We start from the raw sequence: 19,801 nt of genomic DNA on the forward strand, positions 1-19,801 counted from the left end.
AAGTCGGGCCGCAGGAGTGTTAAATGATAGATGTTAATTGTTAAATGAATTAAAGTTGCCGGAAATGCACCTCGAAGCTCTGAATCTGGTCTTCGCTGCCGAGGACGAGTAGTACGTCGCCGGGGGCGGGCGCGTAGTCCACGGGCGGACTCACGAGCAGCTCGCCGCTGGCCTGGCGCAGACCGATGATGGTGGCTCCGGTGATGGAGCGCACGTCGAGCTCCCGGATGGTGAGGCCGCGCAAATCGCGCCGCAGCTGCTCGTAGCTCATTTCTTCGAGGCGTAGCTTATCGGGGCTGAGGCCCGAAATAAGGTCCAGGAAACGAATGACTTCGGGGCGTACAATTAGCTTGGCCATGTGCGAGCCGCCGATTTCGTCGGGCATGACCACCGAGTCGGCCCCGGCAAAAATCAGTTTACTTTCGGAGGTTTTGAGCGAGGCCCGGGCGATGATTTTCAGGCGCGGGTTGAGGGCGCGGGCGGAAAGCGCCACGAATACGTTGTCGGCATCTTTGGGCAGTGAGGTAATCAGGGCCGAGGCCCGCTCCACGCCCGCCTGCTTGAGCACAAGGTCGGTGGTGGCATCGCCGAATACGGTGAAAATTTTGCCGCCCGCCACGCCATCCTCGTCGTAGTCTTCGCCGGTACGGCCTTCGGTGATGCTTTTCATCAACCCCTGGTCCGACTCGATGACCACCACCCGGGCGCCGTTGGCGCGCAGCTCCTGGTAGGCCCGGCGGCCGTTGCGCCCAAATCCGCACACGATTACATGGCCGCTGAATCGTTTAATCTCCTGGTCGGTTCGAATCATCTTATAAATTTTGCGCAGCTCGCCGTCAAAGATAAACGCGGACAGGACCGACACGAGGTACGCCACCACTACGAGGTTGTAGAGAATATAAAACGAGACAAACAGCCGCCCGGCCTGCGAAAACGGTTGAACTTCGCCGAAGCCCACCGTGGCGAAGGTGGTCACCGTCATGTAAAACGCGTCAATCGGCCCATAGTGCTCGATGACCATGAAGCCCGTTATGCCAATCACCAGGCTCAATACCGTGAGGATGATGGCCAGTATCAGGCGGTTGATGTTGAGGCGTCTAAGCATTGCGTTGTAGTAAACAAGGCCCAAAGAACGTCATGCAGAGCGCAGCGAAGCATCTTTACCGCTTCGTTTCGACCGCAATGAATACTTCCGAGGTAGAGATGCTTCGGCTGCGCGGACGCCAGATGGGCATGACGTTCGAAATTACAGGCTGGCCCCAGCTCACGCGCCCCGCGCCACTACGGTACCCAGCAAACCGGCCAGCTCATTATCAAGCTCCTTGAGGCGCTTGATGTCGCCGAGAATTTCGAACATCTCGGCGTCTTCCAGCGGGTGCCGGAGCTTTTCGAGGCACTGGTCCAGCTCGCGCTGGACGTGCACTTTATTGAGGCGCAGTACGGCATTGTCGCAGGCCAGCTGGGGCAGGTCCACTTCGTTGAATACGTAGATTTCCTTGGTGCGCCAGTTGGGGCTGATTTCGTAGCGCTCGGTGGCCAGGTCCGTGATGAGGCTGCGGATGTCTTCGCGCTCGTTCTGGGCCAGCAGGCGGGCATCGGGAAAGCGGCCGGCCAACAGCTCCTGCCGGCAGATTTCCCACATTTCGGCGTAGAGCGGCACGTTGAGCGGGTTTTCGCCGAGCTGGCCCATCAGGTAGGCGGCCACGCTCATTTCCGGCTCGATTTCGCGGCCGGAATAGAGCACCAGCAGGCGCAGCACCTCGCGCTCGCACACCTGGAGCATGTCGGGCGTGTCGTCGTCATCGTCGGCTTTAGACTTCGCGGACTGGAAAGAAGCCCCCGCGCCCAGGATTTCCACGGTGGCCTCCGCGCCGCCGTACATGAGCATTTCGGCTTCTTCCTCATCCGACAGCGGGCGCGAGGCGGGGGCCGGGCCGGGGCGCTGGCCCTGGCCGCCGGCATTGCCGCCGTAGCTGTTGCCGCCGCTATTGCCATAGCCGCCGCTCCCACCGCTGCCGCGCTGGTCGCCACCTTTCGGCGCGGGCGCTTTCACCAGCTTGTTGTATTCGGTGATAAGCACCTGCTCATCAATGCCGAACGTGGCCGAGGTCTGCTGCAAAAATACCTGACGCTTGATGGCATCGGGCACTTTGGCGATGCTGTGCAGCACGTCGCGGATGGCTTCGGCCTTCTTCACCGGGTCGTTGCTGGCCTCGCGGGCCACGAGCGTGGTTTTGAAGGAGATGAAGTCCTGGCTCTTGGTTTCAATGTACTCGGCGAAACGCTGGTCGCCGACTTTGCGGATGTAGCTATCGGGGTCGTCGCCGTCGGGGAAGAGCACCACGCGCACGTTCAGACCGCCTTCGAGCAGCAAATCGGTGCCGCGCAAACTGGCTTTTATGCCCGCCGCGTCGCCGTCATACAGCACCGTCACGTTATCGGAATACCGCTTGATGAGCCGAATCTGGCCCTCGGTGAGCGAGGTACCCGATGAGGCCACCACGTTTTTAATACCGCCCTGATACAACGAAAGCACGTCCAGATAGCCTTCCACCAAATAGCACACTTCCTCCGTCCTGATGGCCTGCCGGGCCTGGAACAGCCCGTAGAGCACATCCGACTTGTGGTAAATCTCCGATTCCGGCGAATTCAGGTACTTCGCCATCTTGTCGTCGCGCTTCAGCGTGCGCGCCCCGAAGCCCACTACCCGGCCGCTGATGTTGTGAATCGGGAACATGACGCGGCCCCGGAACCGGTCGTAGCGCCGGCCGGTGTCTTTGCCCTGGTCGTCGGTTTTGATGACCGTCAGGCCCGTTTTTTCCAAGTATTTCTTGTCGTAGCCGGCCGTTTCGGCGGCTTTCATCAGGTCGTCCCAGCTGTCGAGCGAGTAGCCCAGCTCGAAGGTCTGGATGGTGCTCAGGTTAAGGCCGCGCTCCTTAAGGTAGCCGTAGCCGATGCTCATGCCCTCCTCGGAGTTCTGCAGGAGGCGGTGAAAGTGGTTTTTGGCGAAGTCGGAAACGATGAACTGGGAGTCGCGCTCGTTCTGCTCCAGCTGCTGCTGGGGCGTGCGTTCCTCCTCCTCAATGGTGATGGCGTACTTCTTGGCCAGGTATTTCAGGGCCTCCACGTAGCTGGTGCCCTCCACGTCCATCACGAACTGCACCACGCCGCCGGCCTTGCCGCAGCCGAAGCACTTGTAGAGTGACTTGGCCGGATTTACCGAAAACGACGGAGACTTCTCGTTATGAAACGGGCACGGGGCCCACAGATTCTGGCCCTTGCGCTTGAGCTGCACGAAGTCGCCGACGACTTCCACGATGTCGGCGGTCTGGATAATCTGGTCAACTAATTCTTTGGGGATGCGGGCCATCGGGGGTTATTCGGATGCAAATGAGGGCAGGGAAGGACGTCATGCTGAGCGTAGCCGAAGCATCTCGCGGGCCGTCACTAACTCAATCGTTGGCTACGCCGACCTTCGGTTCTGCGGTTTTGATTACTTCCACACGCGAGATGCTTCGGCTGCGCTCAGCATGACGTTCTATGACTGCGGCAGTAAGTGACACAACAAATTTCGCCCTACTTTCTCCTACGTCCTACCTTTGCCCGGAATAAACTCCGCGCAAGATGCCCGCATACCGCCCCGAAGAAATCGAAAAGAAGTGGCAGGCCCACTGGAAAGCCCACAATACCTTCCAGGCCCACAACCACTCCGAGAAGCCCAAGTACTACGTGCTCGACATGTTCCCCTACCCGTCCGGGGCGGGCCTGCACGTGGGGCACCCGCTGGGCTACATTGCCTCCGATATCGTGTCGCGCTACAAGCGCCTGCGGGGCTTCAACGTGCTGCATCCCATGGGGTTCGACTCTTTCGGCCTGCCCGCCGAGCAGTACGCCATTCAGACCGGCCAGCACCCGGCCCTGACCACCGACCAGAACATTGAAACCTACATCAAGCAGCTCAGCAGCCTGGGGTTCAGCTACGACTGGAGCCGCGAAATCCGCACTTCCGACGCCAGCTATTACAAGTGGACGCAGTGGATTTTCCTCAAGCTGTTTAATTCCTGGTACAACCTCGACACCAACAAGGCTGAGCCGCTGACGGACCTCACCGCCCGCTTTGCCGAGCGCGGCAGCGAGGGCATCCGCGCGGCCGGCGACGAAGGCGACCGCCAGGTGTTCACCGCCGGGCAGTGGCAACTCTTTACCGAACACCAAAAGCTGGCCGCCGTCCACTCCTACCGCCTCGCCTACCAGCAGGACACCTACGTGAACTGGTGCCCCGGCCTGGGCACGGTGCTGAGCAACGACGAAGTAAAGGACGGCCTGAGCGAGCGCGGCGGCTATCCCGTCGAGCGCCGCCTCATGCCCCAGTGGAACCTGCGCATCACCGCCTACGCCGACCGCCTCCTGGCCGGCCTCGACACGCTCGACTGGCCCGACGCGGTGAAAGAAATGCAACGGAATTGGATTGGCAAGAGCATCGGGGCCGAGGTCACGTTCCCTGTTGAGAGCTCAGAGCTTAGAACGGAGAACTTAGAAATCAAGGTTTATACGACGCGGGTTGACACGATTTATGGAGCCACGTTCCTGGTTTTAGCTCCTGAGCATGAACTTGTTGATAAAATCACCACGCCCGGCCAGCGCGCCGCCGTGGACGAGTACATCGCCGCCACCAAGCGCCGCTCGGAGCGCGACCGCATGGCCGACACCAAAACCGTGTCGGGTGTCTTCACCGGCGCGTATGCGCTGAATCCGGTGAACCAGGAGCCCGTGCAAATCTGGCTGGCCGACTATGTATTGGCCGGCTACGGCACCGGCGCAGTGATGGCCGTACCCAGCGGCGACCAGCGCGACTACGTGTTTGCCCAGCATTTCGGGCTGCCCATCCCGGCCATTTCCGACGCCCAGCAGGGCCTCGACCAGCAGGCCGACCCCACCAAGGAAGGCCGCTACATCAACTCGGGCATCATCAACGGCCTCACCTACAAGGAGGCCACCACCAAGCTCATTGCCTATCTCGAAGAGAAAGGCCTGGGCCGCGGCAAGGTCAATTTCCGCCTGCGCGACTCCATCTTCGGCCGCCAGCGCTACTGGGGCGAACCCATCCCGATTTACTACAAGGACGGCACCGCCTACGGCATCGCCGAAAGCGACTTGCCGCTGGTGCTGCCCGAAATCAACGAGTATAAGCCCACCGAAACCGGCGAGCCGCCCCTGGGACGCGCCCAAAACTGGCTCTACCGCAACCAGTACCCCTACGAGCTGAGCACCATGCCCGGCTGGGCGGGCTCGTCGTGGTACTACCTCCGCTACATGGACCCCACCAACGAAGCCCGCTTCGTCTCAGAGGAAGCCGAGCAGTACTGGGGCACCGTGGACCTCTACATGGGCGGCGCCGAGCACGCCACCGGCCACTTGCTGTATGCGCGCTTCTGGTATTTGTTTTTGAAAGACTTAGACCTCGTGAGTAGCAATGAGCCGTTCCAGAAACTGATTAATCAGGGGATGATTCTGGGGCGGTCGAATTTCGTGTATCGTTTAAATGTGTCGCTACCTATTACCGAAATCAAAATCGAGGGCCCTGAACTTGCCAAAATTTATCCAGCGACATTTTTCATTTCGAAAGATAAAGTCATTAAATATCAAGCTGGCGATGAAGCAGTAACTAAGGAAATTTTAGTATTTGTTCAGAATTACATTGCTGATTTCAACAATAAGGAACTAGGGGTTAAAATAATAGACCCTCACGGTACGAGCATTTCTGATTTACACGTTGATGTAATGTTAGTTGAAAACGACGTGCTTGATATTAATGCATTTAGAAAATCAAGGCATGACTATCGACTTGCAGAGTTTATTACCGAAGATGATGGAAGATATTTATGCGGTTGGGAAATCGAAAAGATGTCCAAATCAAAATTAAATGTTGTCAATCCCGACGTACTAATTAGCAAATACGGCGCGGACGCCTTGCGCCTCTACGAAATGTTCCTCGGCCCGCTGGAGCAGTACAAGCCCTGGAACACCAACGGCATCAGCGGCGTGAGCGGCTTCCTCAAGAAGCTCTGGCGGCTCTTCCACCCTGAAGACGGCGACCTCGCCGTAACCGATGAGCCGGCCACGCCCGCCGAGCTCAAGGTCCTGCACCGCGCCATCCAGAAGGTGCAGGAAGACATCGAGCGGTTCAGCTTCAACACCTCCGTCAGCCTGTTTATGATTACCGTGAACGAGCTCACGGCCCTCAAATGCCACAAGCGCGCCATCCTGGAGCCGCTCGTGCTGCTGCTGTCCCCGTATGCGCCGCACCTCGCCGAGGAGCTGTGGCAGGAACTGGGCCACGAGCCCGGCAGCATCAGCACCGCCGGCTACCCCGAGTTCCGCGAGGAATATCTGGTGGAGGACAACGTGACCTACCCGCTGGCCATCAACGGCAAGGTGCGCGAGCAAATGCAATTCGCCGCCACCGCCACTGCTTCGGAAATTGAAACCGCCGTGCTGGCCTCGGATTTTCTGGCGCGGTTTGGCGAAGGAAAATCGGCGAAAAAGGTGATTGTGGTGCCGGGCCGGATGGTGAACGTGGTGGTGTAGCGGGTTGTACGGTACGCTTTATCTGGCACTACACAAGTAAAAGACCCGCTGCGATTGCAGCGGGTCTTTTTTATTTAATTCCACTACTCGCCAGGATGGCATCTATTGATTTATCTGAAATTGTTGGCTGGTCAGATTTATCATAAATAGCGAGCAGATAAATTACGTCATCAACGAGCTTTACACAAGTAATTGCTCGGGCTCCGCCGCTTTTTCCGGTGTTCTTCGCTTTTATCTTTACACGGACTTTGTAACAGTTGCGCCCTAATGATTCACCCGCTTGCGGATTATTCTGCAACTCTGCCAGCAGAAAGGATAAATCTGCTACCGCTGACATATATTTTTTCTTCAGCTCCTTGAATTGCCGATTGAAATCATCAGTAAAAACAATGCTATACTTCATCGAGCAAATCGTAAGCTGAAGGTAAAGTTATTTTTCCTTGTTGATGAAGTTCAACTTGGCGCAATGAGTGCGCTAATTCATTAGCCAGTTGTTGTTGCGCTGCCGATAGCACAGAATGCGGCTGCTTCACGGCTTTCGCGGGTTTGACAGAGAGGTTGAGCTCACGCAGAAGCTTCTTCACGAAATTCACCCGGTCATCGGGCACGGTTACAATCAGGTCCATAACTCAAAGTTAAGCGGGAGTAGCGCAGAAGCAACCGGCTGCTTGCAGGGGCTTTCTGTATTGTATTCAAACTCAGTTTACGTTGGATTTGTGCCCTACCTTGTGGCCAATAAAGCCATTTTCTGACCTTCTATGCTACAACGCATCTTACGCCACAAGCCATTTACGGCTTCTTGTTCTCAATCCTTTTCACGGCTGACGATACTAATTGTCGCCGCCTTATTCAGCTTCACCAGCCGCGCCCAAACCACCGATGCCGCCGGCCCGCTGCTCACGCCCGAGCAATTTCTGGGCTACAAGCTGGGCGCGCAGTTCACCACGCACGCCGAAATTCTGCGCTACGTGGCCCACGTAACGGCCCATACGCCCGGCCGCATGAAACTGGTGCCCTACGGCAAAACTTACGAGCGCCGCCCGCTGGAAGTGGTGCAAATTGCCAGCGCCGAAACCTTCGGCCGGCTCGAAGAGGTACGCCACAACAATTTGAAGCTGGCCGGGCTGGAAAGCGGCACCGGCCAGCGCCAGCAGCCGGCCGTGTGCTGGCTGAGCTACAACGTGCATGGCAACGAGGCCGTGTCATCGGAAGCCGTGATGCAGGTACTATATGACCTGGCCAACCCGCAGGACCAGCAGATGCAGGACTGGCTCAAAAACACCGTCGTTATCGTGGACCCCTGCGTGAACCCCGACGGCCGCGACCGGTACGCCAACTGGTACAACCGCGTGCGCAACCAGGCCGTGAACGCCAACCCCGACTCCTGGGAGCACCACGAGCCCTGGCCCGGCGGCCGCTACAACCACTATTACTTCGACCTGAACCGCGACTGGGCCTGGCAAACCCAGCAGGAAACCCGCCAGCGCATCGAACTCTACAACCAGTGGCTGCCGGAAGTACACGCCGATTTCCACGAAATGGGCCCGAACAACACCTACTATTTCTCGCCTGCCGCCAAGCCCTACCACGCCGACCTCACGGCCTGGCAGCGCAAGTTCCAGGGCATTCTGGGTGATTACAACAAGGTGGCGTTTGATAAGAACAACTGGCTGTATTTCACCCGCGAAGTCTACGACCTGTACGCGCCCACCTACGGTGACACCTGGCCCAGCTTCAACGGGGCCATCGGCATGACTTATGAGCAGGGCGGCGGCGGCCCCGCCGGCGTGGGCTACGCCCGCCTCGACGGTGACACCCTGACCCTGGCCCAGCGCATTGCCCACCACCATGCGGCCAGCCGGGCCACCATCCAGGCCACCGCCGAGCGGCACGACGACCTGCTGCGCGAGTTTCAGAACTACTTCGCCACGGCCAAAACCAAGCCGCAGGGCGAGTTTAAAACCTACGTGCTGTCGGCCGGCAACGACCCCGGCCAGCTTCGCGCCCTCACCCAGTACCTCAACCGCAACCAAATCGAATACGGCTTTGCCACCAAGCGCACGAAAACCAAGGGCTTCAACTACACCTCCGGCAAAAGCGAAACCGTGCAGATAGAGCCCCACGATGTGGTGGTGAGCATGTACCAGCCCAAATCCACGCTGGTGAAAGTGCTGTTTGAGCCCCGCCCGCAGCTCGAAGATTCGCTCACCTACGACATCACTTCCTGGGCCCTGCCCTACGCTTTCGGGGTGAAAGCCTACGCCCTGCCCGGCCGCCTCGACGCCTCGGGCAATGCCCCCAGCCAGGCAGTGGTACGCGGCAGCGCCGCCGCCACTACCGAGCGCCCCTACGCCTACCTCGCCCGCTGGAACAACCTGCAGGACGTGCGCTTCCTCAGCCGCCTACTCCAGCAGAAAGTGAAGGTGCGCTACGCCGAAAAGGAATTTGAATCGGAAGGCCAGAAGTACGCGCCCGGCACGCTCGTCATCACCCGCACCGGCAATGAGGGCCTCGGGGCCCGGTTCGACCAGCTGGTACGGGCCCAGGCCGACTCGGCCGGCACCGTGGTTACGGCCGTGAAATCCGGATTTTCTACCTCGGGACGCGACCTGGGCTCCAGCACCGTGCACTTTGTGAAACAGCCCACCGTGGCCGTAGTGGCCGGTCCCGGCGTCGATGCCACGGCTTTTGGCGAGGTCTGGCACTTCTTCGAGCAGCAGCTCGGCTACCCGCTCACGGTGCTCGGTACCGATTACCTCAGCCGCGTTTCGATGAATAAATACGATGTCCTCATCCTGCCCAACGGCAGCTACAACGACGTTTATACCGACCGCAACCTCGAAAGCCTCAAAGCCTGGGTGCGCGACGGCGGCCGCCTCATTGCCATGGAAGGCGCGGCCAAATTCCTGGCTAACAAAAAAGACTTCCTGCTCAAAACCAAACCCGTCGACTCCGTTGCCATTAAAAAGGAAAACAAGGCCAACCCCTACAAACTCCTGCGCCGCTACGGCGACTCGGAGCGCGAAGAGGCCGAAGACGTGGTGCAGGGCAGCGTTTACCGCGTGCAGCTCGATAATACCCACCCGCTGGCCTTCGGCTACGGCGACACCTACTTCGCCCTCGTCCGCAACCCGCTCAACTACCGCTTCCTCGACAAAGGCGGCTGGAACGTGGGTGTCATCAAGAAAAACAGCTATTCGGCTGGCTTCATCGGCACCAAGGCCCGCAAGGAGCTGGCCGATACCTTCGTAGTCGGCACCCAGAATCTGGGGCGCGGCGAAGTCGTGTATCTGGGCGACAACCCGCTGTTCCGCGCCTTCTGGCAGGGCGGCAAGCTGCTCTTTGGCAACGCTGTTTTCCTGGTCGGGCAATAGGCAAAGCAAAACGTCATGCTGAGCTTGCCGAAGCACCTCTACCGCCAGAGTAACTAATTACTGCTGCGGTAGAGATGCTTCGGCAAGCTCAGCATGACGTTCAAATATGTTCCTGTAAAATTGCTCTACAGTTCCAGCGTCGCCTTCACCACTTTCGGCAGCGAGGCCCGCACCAACTCATACGAATGGTCAATCAGCTCGCGCAGCTGGCTTTCCGGAGCACCCGTACCGATAAGCACCGTGTTCCAATGCACCTTGCTCATGTGGTAGCCGGGCAGCACGTAGTCGTGGGCTTCGCGCAATTCGATGGCCCGCTCGGGGTCGCATTTCAGGTTGATGCTGCCGAAGGTGTCGATATCAGTGAGGGCGAAAATCTTACCGCCCACTTTAAACACCAGGGTTTCGGGACCGAAGGGCGTTTCTTCGGTCACGCCGGCTTTCAGCAGGCAATAATCGCGAAATTCCTCAATATTCATCCCGCGTTTTCCTACAGCACGTAGCGGAACAGCATCACCACCAGGCACACCAAGAACATCGCCAGGCTGAGCTTATTGATGAAGTGCATCGTCTTCATGTTGAAGTTGTTCTTACGGCTCGGGTCTTTGCCGCGGAAATAGTAACCGAGGACGGGGCCGAAGTTGAAGAGGTTTTTACCGTTCATGGCGGGGCAGGTTTGGGTTCAGTAAGGTAACACCTGGCGGGGCAGAATGATTTGGTCAAAGCTGAATACTTACGCATAATCTACCCTGCAATGCCGCGTTATTTGCCGTGTCGTTTTACGAACCAACTCCCCTCGCCTTGAAACCCGTTTCCGCAACCCTGCTCCTGCTGGCCGCTTCCGCACCCAGCCCCGCCCAGGCCCAAAAACCATCATCCGATACCGAAGCAGTGAAAAATGTCATCACCACGTTTTTCGACGGCATGCGGCGCGGCGACAGCACGATGGTACGGCGCACCCTGGCCCCGGCGGCCGTATTCCACGGCTTCGGCGGCAAACCCGGCCAAACGCCGACTCTGGAAGTAGAAAGCATCAACGGGTTTCTGAAAGCCGTTGGAACACCCCACGCCCAGGTTTGGGACGAGCGGGTGGAATTCGAACGCGTCTTAATTGACGCCAACCTGGCCAGCGTGTGGGCCCCGTATGAGTTCTACCTGGGCAGCAAATTCAGCCACTGCGGCTACGACTCGTTTCAACTGGTGAAACTGGCCGACGGCTGGAAAATAGCGCACGTCATCGACACGCGGCGCAAGGAGAAGTGCAAGTAATATTGCTGTTAATCTGCAACAGCATACACTCCACAGTCAAGTTTAGCAGCCCGTTCTAAAATTTTAATTAAGTTAAAAAATGAGTGATTATTTGCATCTATTAATTCGCTCAGAATTTTCTTGACAAACTCACTTGACCATCTGAAATCTTCATAATAGTCTAATTCATGAGCTAGTATGTTGCCCTCTTGCGCATCATGGAATTCTTGCAAACCGATTCCGCCTAAGTAAGCAGATTTCCAATCGTATGCTTCAGAATTATCATCTTGTTGGTCAGGCATTAAATGTAAATCCATCATAGCATTGTATGCGCAAGTATTAAACTCCCACCGGCTCCTCCACTACTTCCTTCTCAATCCAGCGGCCATCCTCGCGCATGAGCTCAATCAGCTCATCAACCGCTCTTTCTTCGGGCACCGATTTCTTGATGACTTCCTGGCCGCGGTAGAGGGCAATTTTGCCCTTGCCCACGCCCACGTAGCCGTAGTCGGCGTCGGCCATTTCGCCGGGGCCGTTCACGATGCAGCCCATGATGCCGATTTTGATGCCCTTGAGGTGGTCAGTGCGCTTGCGAATCATGGCCGTGGTTTCCTGCAAATCGAACAGGGTGCGGCCGCAGCTGGGGCAGCTGATGTATTCGGTTTTGCTCATGCGGGTGCGAGCCGCCTGCAGGATGCCGAACGAGAGCTGGTTGAGCGCGTCAATATCGCGCAGCCAGGCTTCCTGCTCCTGATTGGGCAGCAGGTCGGCGCAGAGCGAGATACCATCGCCGAGGCCGTCGATGAGCAGGCCGCCCACGTCGGTAGCGGCATCGAGCTGGGTTTGGGCAGGGTTTTCGACCGTGTAGCAGCGGCGCACCACCACCGGGCAGGTGATGCCGGCATTGATGAGCTCGAAGAAGGCCCGGCGCAACTCCGGCATGGCGTGGGCATTGCTGGTTTCGAGGGTGAGCACCACCGCTTGGTCGACGTGCAGGTGCTGAAGCAGCTCGGGCGTGAGGGCCGCCAGGTCGGCCATCAGGAAGTTGAGCTGCGGGTGGCGCTGCTCGGGCGTGGTGGCCAGGTAGGCGTCGGGCGTCATCAGCGGGTAGTGCTCGACCCGGCGGCCGGCATGGCGCCAGGCCGTGAAAGTCACGATTTCCTTCAGGCCGTTGGGCAGCATGTAGGGCACGGGCCGCTCGCCGGTGTAGATGTAGTCGGCCCCCAGGTCGCCCATCTGAAATTTATCGAGGAAGGGCGAGTACAGGTGGCCCGCAGCGCGCAGGTCGCCATACTCCAGACGCGGCAGCCGCGACAAGTCGGCCACCACCCGCGGCACGTTCTGCCCCCCGAAATTAGCCACCTCGTGGGTACTACGGCGAAAATACTGGAACGGGTTAATGGGCGAGGCTTCGCCTTCGGCCGTCAAAAGCGCGTCATCGTTTTTCAACTCTTCACTTTTAACTTTTAACTGGCCCAGCGGGCGGATGGGCCGGGCCTGAGCCGCCCGATTCGTGTAGCGGTCAATCAGCATGCGGGCCACGGGCGCTTCGGCCTCGGGCGCTTCGGTGAGGCTCACGCGCACGGTGTCGCCCAGGCCATCTTCGAGCAGCGTACCGATGCCCACGGCGCTCTTGATGCGGCCGTCTTCGGCCTCGCCGGCTTCGGTCACGCCCAGGTGCAGCGGGTAGGGTTGCAGGCCTTCTTCGTCGAGCTTCTGCACCAGCAGGCGGTAGGCCTGCACCATCACCTGAGTGTTGCTGGCTTTCATGCTCAGCACCACGTCGTAGTAGTTTTCCTCCTCGCACAGGCGCAGGAACTCCAGCGCCGACTCCACCATGCCCAATGGCGTATCACCATACCGGCTCAGAATGCGGTCGCTCAGCGAGCCGTGGTTGGTGCCGATGCGCATGACCGTGCCGTACTGCTTGCAAATCTGGACCAGCGGCCGGAACCGCTCGCGGATGCGCTCCACCTCGGCCGCGTAAGTAATATCGGTATATTCTATTTCCTCGAATTTCTTCTTGTCGGCGTAGTTGCCGGGGTTCACGCGCACTTTCTCCACGATGCGGGCGGCCAGCTCGGCGGCATTGGGCGTGAAGTGGATGTCGGCGATGAGCGGTACGTTGCAGCCGCGCTTGCGCAGCTCTTTCTTGATTTCCAGCAGATTTTGAGCCTCCTTGATGCTGGGCGCGGTGATGCGCACGTACTCGCAGCCGGCCGCCACCATGCGCAGCGTCTGCTCCACCGAGCCGAGGGTGTCCATCGTATCCACGGTGGTCATACTCTGCACGCGGATGGGGAAATCTCCCCCCATCGGCACGCCGCCAATGTTTACCACGCGGGCCACGCGGCGCTTATACTCGGTCAGGCTGGGGCAATACGTTTTGTTCATGAGCCAAAAACTAGGGGAGGCAGGCGAAAGTTGCGCCGTAGTGCAAAGGTAAAGCTGTACGCGGTGGCGTGAGCTTTCCAGCGCCGCAACTTCTACCCCGGCTTCACTGTCTATGAGCACAATGTCCGCCTATTTTAAGATGCCCCGTCTAACCCCTATTCTTTTCGTTGTCGGCTTGCTGCTGGCCTCCCCCGGCTTCGCCCAGCATGTGACTGTCGTGAAGTTTCCGGAGCTGCAAAAGCGCCTGACGCGCCCCACTGACACCACGTACGTGGTGAATTTCTGGGCCACCTGGTGCGCGCCCTGCGTGAAGGAGCTGCCCAATTTCGAGCATGTCCGTGCCGCCAATGCCGGCAAAAAAGTAAAGGTGCTGCTGGTGAGCCTGGACTATGCCTCGCAGGTCGACAAGAAAATCAAGCCCTTCGTGCGGAAGCGCGGGCTGAAATCGGAAGTGCTGGTGCTCAACGAGCCCGACCCTAACGACTGGCTCGCTAAAGTGGATGCCAAATGGTCGGGGGCCCTGCCCTTCACCCTCATCATCAACAACAGAACCAAGCAGCGTGCTGCGTTCGAAAAAGAATTATCGCAAGCGGAGCTGACTGCCGCGCTGCGAAAGTTTCTGTAATCATCCTTTTTCATCAACCCTCAATCAACCTGCACTATGAAAAAAGCCCTGCCCCTGCTCGCTCTCTGCTTCGCCCTGCTGCTGAGCAGCTTCATCATGCGTCCCAACGCCGATGGTTACAAAGTGGGCGATAAAGCCGCCGATTTCAAGCTGAAAAACACCAACGGCAAGATGGTATCCCTGGCCGATAACAAGGCGGCCAAAGGCTACATCGTGGTGTTCACCTGCAACACCTGCCCCTACGCCAAAGCCTACGAAAGCCGCATCGTGGACCTCAATACCAAGTATGCGCCGCTTGGCTACCCGGTGGTGGCCATCAATCCCAACGATGCCAGCAAAGTCCCCGGCGACTCCTACTCCGCCATGCAAACCAAGAAATATGCCTTCCCCTATTTGCACGACGAATCGCAGCAAGTAGCCAAAACCTTCGGCGCTACCCGCACGCCGCACCTGTACATACTCACGCGCCAAGGTTCAGATTTCGTGGTTTCCTACATCGGTGCCATCGATGACAACTCTGAAGACGCCAAGCTGGTGAAGACGAAATACGTGGAAAATGCCCTGACTGAAATTATGGCCGGCAAAGCGCCCGCTACTAATTCGACCAAAGCCATCGGCTGCACCATTAAGTGGAAGCAGGCGTAAAGCGCTGATAGCCATAAAAACGAACGTCATGCTGAGCGAAGTCGAAGCATCTCTACCGCAATAGTAAATAAATTACTTGCGCGGCAGAGATGCTTCGGCAAGCTCAGCATGACGTTCTGCTTTTTAGCTCATTCCGCGCCCACTTCCAGCACAATTTTGCCGATGTGCGCACTGCTTTCCATCAGCTCATGGGCCGCGGCTGCATCAGCCAGCGCAAAGGTTTTATAGATAACCGGCCGAAAGGCACCGGCCTCAACCAGCGGCCAGACGTGCTTTTCCACCTCCACCGCCAGGGCGGCTTTGAAATCGGCGGAGCGGGGCCGCAACGTGCTGCCCGTGATGCTGATACGGCGGCGCATCACCTCCAAGGCGTTGAATTCGCCCTTGCTGCCCTGCATCGCATTCACGAAAACCAGGCGGCCGTCATCTTTCAGCAGGCGCAGATTTTTGGCGATGTACTCGCCGCCCACCATGTCGAGGACGACATCCACGCCTTCGGCTTTGAGGACTTCCTCAAAATCCTCCGTTTTGTAGTTAATGGCCCACTCGGCGCCCAACTCCCGGCAGGCGGCGCACTTGGCCGCGTCCCCGGCCGTGATGGCGACGCGGCTGCCCAGCGCCTTGGCCAGCTGAATGGCCGTGGTGCCAATGCCGCTGCTGCCCCCGTGTACCAGCAGCGTTTCGCTAGCCCGCAAAGCACCCCGCTGAAACACGTTGTGCCACACCGTGAACACGGTTTCGGGCAGCGCGGCGGCCTCCATCATGCTCAAACCGGCTGGGATGGGCAGGCAATGCCGGGCATCCACCACCGCGTATTCGGCGTAGCCGCCGGCCGGCAGCAGGGCGCACACCGCATCGTTGGGCTGCCAGCGCGTCACTTCCGCGCCGCACTGCTCCACAATTCCGGCTATTTCCAGGCCGGGCACCAGGCCCGATACATCGCCGGTGCCCGCGTATTTGCCCTGGCGCATCAGCACATCGGGGCGGTTCACGCCGGCAGCCCGCACCCGAATCAGCACTTCGTGGCCGGCTGGCTGAGGCATCGGCTGAGGCTGGAGCTTGAGCACGGCCGGACCACCGGGGTGCTGAATAACAATGGAATTCATAAAAATCATGGGATGGTGCGAGCCACTAACACAGGCTCAATCCGGAAAGCAAAACACTACCGTTGCTAACGCAAAACGGCCCCGAAGGGCCGCTTTAACTTTCCAGAATGTCGCCGGCCAATTTTATTTACTGATGTTACGCAGTCGGAGCTGGCGCGCGTCTGCGACGCGCTGCCTGTTGGTTCTGAGCCTCCGGCTCGCGGGTGAACAACTCGCGGCCGGGCCGGCAAAATCGTCCGCACGTCCGAGCCGAAGGCTCGAAGCCAGGCGGCAGCGCGTCTGGGACGCGCGCCAGCCCCAAAAGTCGTTTTTATGGCAAACCCTTCAACTCAATTTGCAGGCACGGCCTAACCCAACTCCTGCTCGTCACGTTCCCTATCCGACGCGCAAAAACCCGATTTTGAAATTGTATTCATGAAAACGCCCCGCTTTATTCCCTCGCTTCTCGGGGCCGCCCGCTTCACCGGCTTAGCCGCCTGGCAGACCGGCCGGCTCTTTCGCCAACTAGCAGCCCGTGCCCTCGATTCGGTGCAGGAGGTGCTCCGGGCGGAAGTAGAAAAAGGCAACCTCCGGCTGGTGGCTGATTTCCTGGCCGACAAAGCCCTGCCCGCCGCCCGCGTTCTGCTCATCGAGCAAATGACCGTGCGCCTGCTGCTTCGCCTGGGCTTGCGCGGGGCCTTGGCCTCTAATGTGGTGGGCTGGGTATTGCCTTTCGTGGTTGAGAAACTCATCAGCGCGGGCAAAAAGAGCGGCCTTTTCGACAAACTGCTAGCCAATGCTACCGTCAGCGAATCGCTGGACCGGCTGGATGAGCTGCGCCGCGCTACCTGGAAAATGCTGGTACCCGACCCCGGCAGCAGTGCGCAGGTTGTCGACGAAGGGGACGACGATGCCACCCCACGCCTGCCGCTACTGCTGGCGGCACCAAAGAATGCCCCCGGCAAACCCACAAAGCCCAAAGAACCTACCACCAGGAAAGGGACTTAAGTAGTCGTTCAAAAGCAAACGGGTTGTTAGTTGTTAGTTGTTGGTCAACTGTTTATCGACCAACTAACAACTGACAATTAATGCCTGACAACTTAAACAATCGATACCGCAAACGATTGTTGCCGCGCTCCAAAAAAAACCACCTCAGCCGAGATGGCTCTTTCAAAACCGGGGCGCGGCGAGAATTCCCACCCAACACCGGACCCGATTCCGTCCGCTGACGAATTTACCGGCTGAACAATAGTTCGCGGTATTTCACCAGAGGCCAGTCCTCGTCGGCCACCATCTGCTCCAGCTTATCAACGGCGCGGCGGATGGTGTCGAATTTTGGTTTCACTTCTTCGCAGTACGCGACGGCGATGGCACGGGCATCGCCAATCTTGTTGGCTTGCTTGCGCGCCTCGGTCATGGCGTCGGCGGTGGTTTTAATGGTCGATACGTAGCGGGAAATGGCTTTAATCATTTCCACCGTTACCTCACTATGCTCGTCGTCGAGGCCCAGCTCGCGCAGGCCACGCACGTTGTTCACCAGCTTCGTCTGGTAAGCCAGCGCGGTTGGAATAATGTGGTTGATAGCCAAATCACCCATTACGCGGCTTTCAATCTGAATTTTCTTCTGGTAATCTTCCAGCAAAATCTCGTGGCGGGCGTGCAGCTCCACTTCCGAGAAAATCCCGTGGCGGGCAAACAGCGCCGCCGAATTGGCGTTCACAATGGCATCGAGCGCCTGGGGCGTAGTCGCGATGTTGCTCAGGCCGCGCTGGGCCGCTTCATCCTTCCACTCATCAGAGTAGCCATTGCCTTCGAAGCGAATGGCTTTGGAGGAAATCACGTACTCGCGCAGGACTTCCACAATGGCCACTTCCTTCTTTTTGCCCTGCTCAATGAGCGCATCCACCGACGTTTTGAAGTCGATGAGCTGGTCGGCTACGATGGTGTTGAGCACCGTCATGGCCGAAGAGCAGTTGGCCGACGAGCCCACGGCGCGCAGCTCGAACTTGTTGCCGGTGAAGGCAAAGGGTGAAGTCCGGTTACGGTCCGTGTTATCGAGGAGAATCGCGGGGATTTTATCGATGCCTAGCTTCAGGTAAATATTATCACCCTTGTCAAGCGGCAGCTTGGCCGTGCGTTCCAGCTCATCGAGCACGGAGTCCAGCATCGAGCCCAGGAACACCGACATGATGGCCGGCGGCGCTTCGTTGGCCCCAAGGCGGTGGTCGTTGCTGGCCGAGGCAATGCTGGCGCGCAGCAAATCGGCGTGGCGATGCACGGCCTGGATGGTGGTGATGAGGAAGGCCAGGAATTGCAGGTTTTCCTTGGGCCGACGGCCGGGCGCGAGCAGATTCACGCCGGTGTCGGTGCTCATTGCCCAGTTGTTGTGCTTGCCGCTGCCGTTCACGCCGGCAAAGGGCTTCTCATGAAGCAGCACTTTGAAGTTGTGCCGCTCGGCCACGCGGTCCATCACATCCATCAGCAGCTGGTTGTGGTCCACGGCCAGGTTGGCATCCTCAAAGGTCGGAGCACACTCGAACTGATTAGGAGCCACTTCGTTGTGCCGGGTGCGCAGGGGAATACCGAGCAGGTTAGCTTCCTCTTCGAATTCCAGCATAAAGCCGTGAACGCGGGCCGGAATCGAGCCGAAGTAATGGTCGTCGAGCTGCTGGCCCTTGGCCGGCGCGTGGCCAAACAAGGTGCGGCCGGTCATCACGAGGTCGGGACGGGCGTCATACAACGCCTTGTCGACCAGGAAGTATTCCTGCTCAATGCCGAGCGTGGTGTTCACGCGGCTCACGTCCTTATCGAAATACTGGCACACTTCCAGCGCAGCCTTTTCGAGCACGGCCAGCGACTTCAGCAATGGCGCTTTGTAATCGAGCGCTTCGCCGGTGTAGGCCACGAAAATGGTGGGGATGCAAAGCGTTTTGGCCCCTACCGTTTCGATGATGAAAGCGGGCGAGGTGGGGTCCCATGCGGTGTAGCCGCGGGCCTCGAAGGTATTGCGGATGCCGCCGTTCGGGAACGACGAGGCATCGGGCTCCTGCTGCACCAGCGCCGAGCCTTTGAAGTTTTCGATTGGCCGACCGTCGGAGTTCAGGTCGAAGAACGAGTCGTGCTTTTCGGCGGTTGAGCCCGTGAGGGGCTGAAACCAGTGCGTGTAGTGGGTAGCGCCCTTGGCCATGGCCCAGGTTTTCATGGCCGAAGCCACGGCGTCGGCCACGTTGTGCTCCACGGTGGCGCCTTGCTTGATGGCCGCCTGTAGTTTCTTAAAGTAATCACCGGGCATCGTAGCCCGCATGGCTTCCAGGTTGAATACATTTTGCCCAAAGCTGTCGGAGCGACGCGCGGCAACCGGCACCACCGTAATGGGACGACGCTGATTGACGAGTTCTAGGGCTTTAAAACGGAGAATGGCCATGTAATGGAAACCGGCGGGGCTAAGAGTATGGGTAACTTTTTGTAATTGCTGGGGCAAAGATAATTCGTAAATAGAACTTTTAATCAAAATGCCTTCGAATAAAAGGTCTTTTTTGACAAAAATCATCTTTTTCTAACCCTACCCCCTTTTTTCACACCCTCATTCTGCCCAATATTAACTTATCTGTTACAAAAACGGCAGTAAAAGCCCGGCCCCAATCGTTTGCAATAGCTTCCACCTTTTGTTCGTAGCTGGTAATTGCAGATTGAAGCCGGGTCGTTTCCATCCTGCCTTTCTTCGAACTCATCCATTCAACAAGCATTATTCAAAAAATCAGGCGCTGACCCCTCATTTATGCAGGCCTCCCTACAGGTTACCTTTGCAGGGTGAAAAACCGATTTGCGTTTCAACCGCGCTATTT

Annotated in this window: 16 protein-coding genes; 6 read left to right on the forward strand and 10 right to left on the reverse strand. The window is 58.3% G+C overall.

Annotated features, from left to right (window positions below):
- Positions 1-49: 49 nt before the first annotated feature.
- Both ABD819_RS09205 and dnaG read right to left on the reverse strand, forming a co-directional pair.
- Positions 50-1,105: a potassium channel family protein gene (locus tag ABD819_RS09205; RefSeq protein ID WP_345123380.1), complete on the reverse strand. Its 1,056-nt coding sequence runs from the start codon at positions 1,103-1,105 to the stop codon at positions 50-52.
- A gap of 159 nt (positions 1,106-1,264) precedes the next feature.
- On the reverse strand, positions 1,265-3,370 hold the full coding sequence (dnaG, locus tag ABD819_RS09210) for a DNA primase (RefSeq protein ID WP_345123382.1): 2,106 nt from the start codon (positions 3,368-3,370) through the stop codon (positions 1,265-1,267).
- A gap of 254 nt (positions 3,371-3,624) precedes the next feature.
- On the opposite strand from dnaG, the gene ABD819_RS09215 reads away from it, so the two are divergent.
- A complete protein-coding gene (locus ABD819_RS09215) occupies positions 3,625-6,588 on the forward strand; it encodes a leucine--tRNA ligase (protein ID WP_345123384.1) in 2,964 nt (987 codons plus the stop codon).
- Between the two features lie 70 nt (positions 6,589-6,658).
- On the opposite strand, the gene ABD819_RS09220 is transcribed toward ABD819_RS09215, so the two are convergent.
- Together ABD819_RS09220 and ABD819_RS09225 are read right to left on the reverse strand one after the other, a co-directional pair.
- Positions 6,659-6,991 carry a type II toxin-antitoxin system RelE/ParE family toxin gene (locus ABD819_RS09220; RefSeq protein WP_345123387.1) on the reverse strand — a complete coding sequence of 111 codons (333 nt, stop codon included), beginning with the start codon at positions 6,989-6,991 and terminating at the stop codon, positions 6,659-6,661.
- The gene (locus ABD819_RS09225) at positions 6,981-7,214 is read right to left on the reverse strand and encodes a hypothetical protein (protein WP_345123389.1); all 234 of its coding nucleotides are present in this window, start codon (positions 7,212-7,214) and stop codon (positions 6,981-6,983) included. Before ABD819_RS09225 ends, ABD819_RS09220 begins: the two co-directional genes overlap by 11 nt.
- A 132-nt stretch (positions 7,215-7,346) precedes the next feature.
- Between ABD819_RS09225 and ABD819_RS09230 the strand changes: the two genes are divergently transcribed.
- Complete coding sequence (locus ABD819_RS09230; protein WP_345123392.1) at positions 7,347-9,962, forward strand: M14 family metallopeptidase; 2,616 nt, start codon at positions 7,347-7,349, stop codon at positions 9,960-9,962.
- Between the two features lie 125 nt (positions 9,963-10,087).
- On the opposite strand, the gene ABD819_RS09235 is transcribed toward ABD819_RS09230, so the two are convergent.
- A complete protein-coding gene (locus ABD819_RS09235) occupies positions 10,088-10,438 on the reverse strand; it encodes an MmcQ/YjbR family DNA-binding protein (protein ID WP_345123395.1) in 351 nt (116 codons plus the stop codon).
- Between the two features lie 11 nt (positions 10,439-10,449).
- Entirely contained in the window at positions 10,450-10,623 is a 174-nt protein-coding gene (locus tag ABD819_RS09240) for a DUF6728 family protein (protein WP_216688951.1), read from the reverse strand.
- Positions 10,624-10,760: 137 nt separating this feature from the next.
- Between ABD819_RS09240 and ABD819_RS09245 the strand changes: the two genes are divergently transcribed.
- Complete coding sequence (locus ABD819_RS09245; RefSeq protein ID WP_345123398.1) at positions 10,761-11,228, forward strand: nuclear transport factor 2 family protein; 468 nt, start codon at positions 10,761-10,763, stop codon at positions 11,226-11,228.
- 8 nt (positions 11,229-11,236) lie between these two features.
- Here the strand turns inward: ABD819_RS09245 and ABD819_RS09250 are convergent, their stop codons facing one another.
- Both ABD819_RS09250 and ispG read right to left on the reverse strand, forming a co-directional pair.
- Positions 11,237-11,527 carry a hypothetical protein gene (locus ABD819_RS09250; RefSeq protein ID WP_345123400.1) on the reverse strand — a complete coding sequence of 97 codons (291 nt, stop codon included), beginning with the start codon at positions 11,525-11,527 and terminating at the stop codon, positions 11,237-11,239.
- Between the two features lie 19 nt (positions 11,528-11,546).
- Positions 11,547-13,601, reverse strand: a complete 2,055-nt coding sequence (gene ispG, locus ABD819_RS09255; RefSeq protein WP_345123402.1) for a (E)-4-hydroxy-3-methylbut-2-enyl-diphosphate synthase — start codon at positions 13,599-13,601, stop codon at positions 11,547-11,549.
- A gap of 139 nt (positions 13,602-13,740) precedes the next feature.
- On the opposite strand from ispG, the gene ABD819_RS09260 reads away from it, so the two are divergent.
- Together ABD819_RS09260 and ABD819_RS09265 are read left to right on the forward strand one after the other, a co-directional pair.
- Positions 13,741-14,226, forward strand: coding sequence for a redoxin domain-containing protein (locus tag ABD819_RS09260; protein ID WP_345123404.1), 486 nt, complete (start codon positions 13,741-13,743; stop codon positions 14,224-14,226).
- A gap of 36 nt (positions 14,227-14,262) precedes the next feature.
- Entirely contained in the window at positions 14,263-14,871 is a 609-nt protein-coding gene (locus tag ABD819_RS09265; protein ID WP_345123406.1) for a thioredoxin family protein, read from the forward strand.
- Positions 14,872-14,999: 128 nt separating this feature from the next.
- Here ABD819_RS09265 and ABD819_RS09270 read toward each other — a convergent pair whose 3' ends face one another.
- Positions 15,000-15,977 carry an NAD(P)H-quinone oxidoreductase gene (locus tag ABD819_RS09270; protein WP_345123409.1) on the reverse strand — a complete coding sequence of 326 codons (978 nt, stop codon included), beginning with the start codon at positions 15,975-15,977 and terminating at the stop codon, positions 15,000-15,002.
- Positions 15,978-16,391: 414 nt separating this feature from the next.
- Here ABD819_RS09270 and ABD819_RS09275 point away from each other — a divergent pair, with 414 nt between their 5' ends.
- Positions 16,392-16,964 carry a hypothetical protein gene (locus ABD819_RS09275; RefSeq protein ID WP_345123411.1) on the forward strand — a complete coding sequence of 191 codons (573 nt, stop codon included), beginning with the start codon at positions 16,392-16,394 and terminating at the stop codon, positions 16,962-16,964.
- Between the two features lie 226 nt (positions 16,965-17,190).
- Here the strand turns inward: ABD819_RS09275 and ABD819_RS09280 are convergent, their stop codons facing one another.
- Positions 17,191-19,380, reverse strand: coding sequence for a glutamine synthetase III family protein (locus ABD819_RS09280; RefSeq protein ID WP_345123414.1), 2,190 nt, complete (start codon positions 19,378-19,380; stop codon positions 17,191-17,193).
- Positions 19,381-19,801: the final 421 nt, after the last annotated feature.

The sequence above is a fragment of the Hymenobacter antarcticus genome (assembly GCF_039539545.1).
In the GTDB taxonomy this organism is placed as follows: domain Bacteria; phylum Bacteroidota; class Bacteroidia; order Cytophagales; family Hymenobacteraceae; genus Hymenobacter; species Hymenobacter antarcticus.

Excerpts from the sequence above, each read along its gene's own strand:
- ABD819_RS09205 (WP_345123380.1), bottom strand. The coding sequence starts at position 1,105 with ATGCTTAGACGCCTCAACATCAACCGCCTGATACTGGCCATCATCCTC.
- dnaG (WP_345123382.1), bottom strand. The coding sequence starts at position 3,370 with ATGGCCCGCATCCCCAAAGAATTAGTTGACCAGATTATCCAGACCGCC.
- ABD819_RS09215 (WP_345123384.1), top strand. The coding sequence starts at position 3,625 with ATGCCCGCATACCGCCCCGAAGAAATCGAAAAGAAGTGGCAGGCCCAC.
- ABD819_RS09220 (WP_345123387.1), bottom strand. The coding sequence starts at position 6,991 with ATGAAGTATAGCATTGTTTTTACTGATGATTTCAATCGGCAATTCAAG.
- ABD819_RS09225 (WP_345123389.1), bottom strand. The coding sequence starts at position 7,214 with ATGGACCTGATTGTAACCGTGCCCGATGACCGGGTGAATTTCGTGAAG.
- ABD819_RS09230 (WP_345123392.1), top strand. The coding sequence starts at position 7,347 with ATGCTACAACGCATCTTACGCCACAAGCCATTTACGGCTTCTTGTTCT.
- ABD819_RS09235 (WP_345123395.1), bottom strand. The coding sequence starts at position 10,438 with ATGAATATTGAGGAATTTCGCGATTATTGCCTGCTGAAAGCCGGCGTG.
- ABD819_RS09240 (WP_216688951.1), bottom strand. The coding sequence starts at position 10,623 with ATGAACGGTAAAAACCTCTTCAACTTCGGCCCCGTCCTCGGTTACTAT.
- ABD819_RS09250 (WP_345123400.1), bottom strand. The coding sequence starts at position 11,527 with ATGATGGATTTACATTTAATGCCTGACCAACAAGATGATAATTCTGAA.
- ispG (WP_345123402.1), bottom strand. The coding sequence starts at position 13,601 with ATGAACAAAACGTATTGCCCCAGCCTGACCGAGTATAAGCGCCGCGTG.
- ABD819_RS09260 (WP_345123404.1), top strand. The coding sequence starts at position 13,741 with ATGCCCCGTCTAACCCCTATTCTTTTCGTTGTCGGCTTGCTGCTGGCC.
- ABD819_RS09265 (WP_345123406.1), top strand. The coding sequence starts at position 14,263 with ATGAAAAAAGCCCTGCCCCTGCTCGCTCTCTGCTTCGCCCTGCTGCTG.
- ABD819_RS09270 (WP_345123409.1), bottom strand. The coding sequence starts at position 15,977 with ATGAATTCCATTGTTATTCAGCACCCCGGTGGTCCGGCCGTGCTCAAG.
- ABD819_RS09275 (WP_345123411.1), top strand. The coding sequence starts at position 16,392 with ATGAAAACGCCCCGCTTTATTCCCTCGCTTCTCGGGGCCGCCCGCTTC.
- ABD819_RS09280 (WP_345123414.1), bottom strand. The coding sequence starts at position 19,380 with ATGGCCATTCTCCGTTTTAAAGCCCTAGAACTCGTCAATCAGCGTCGT.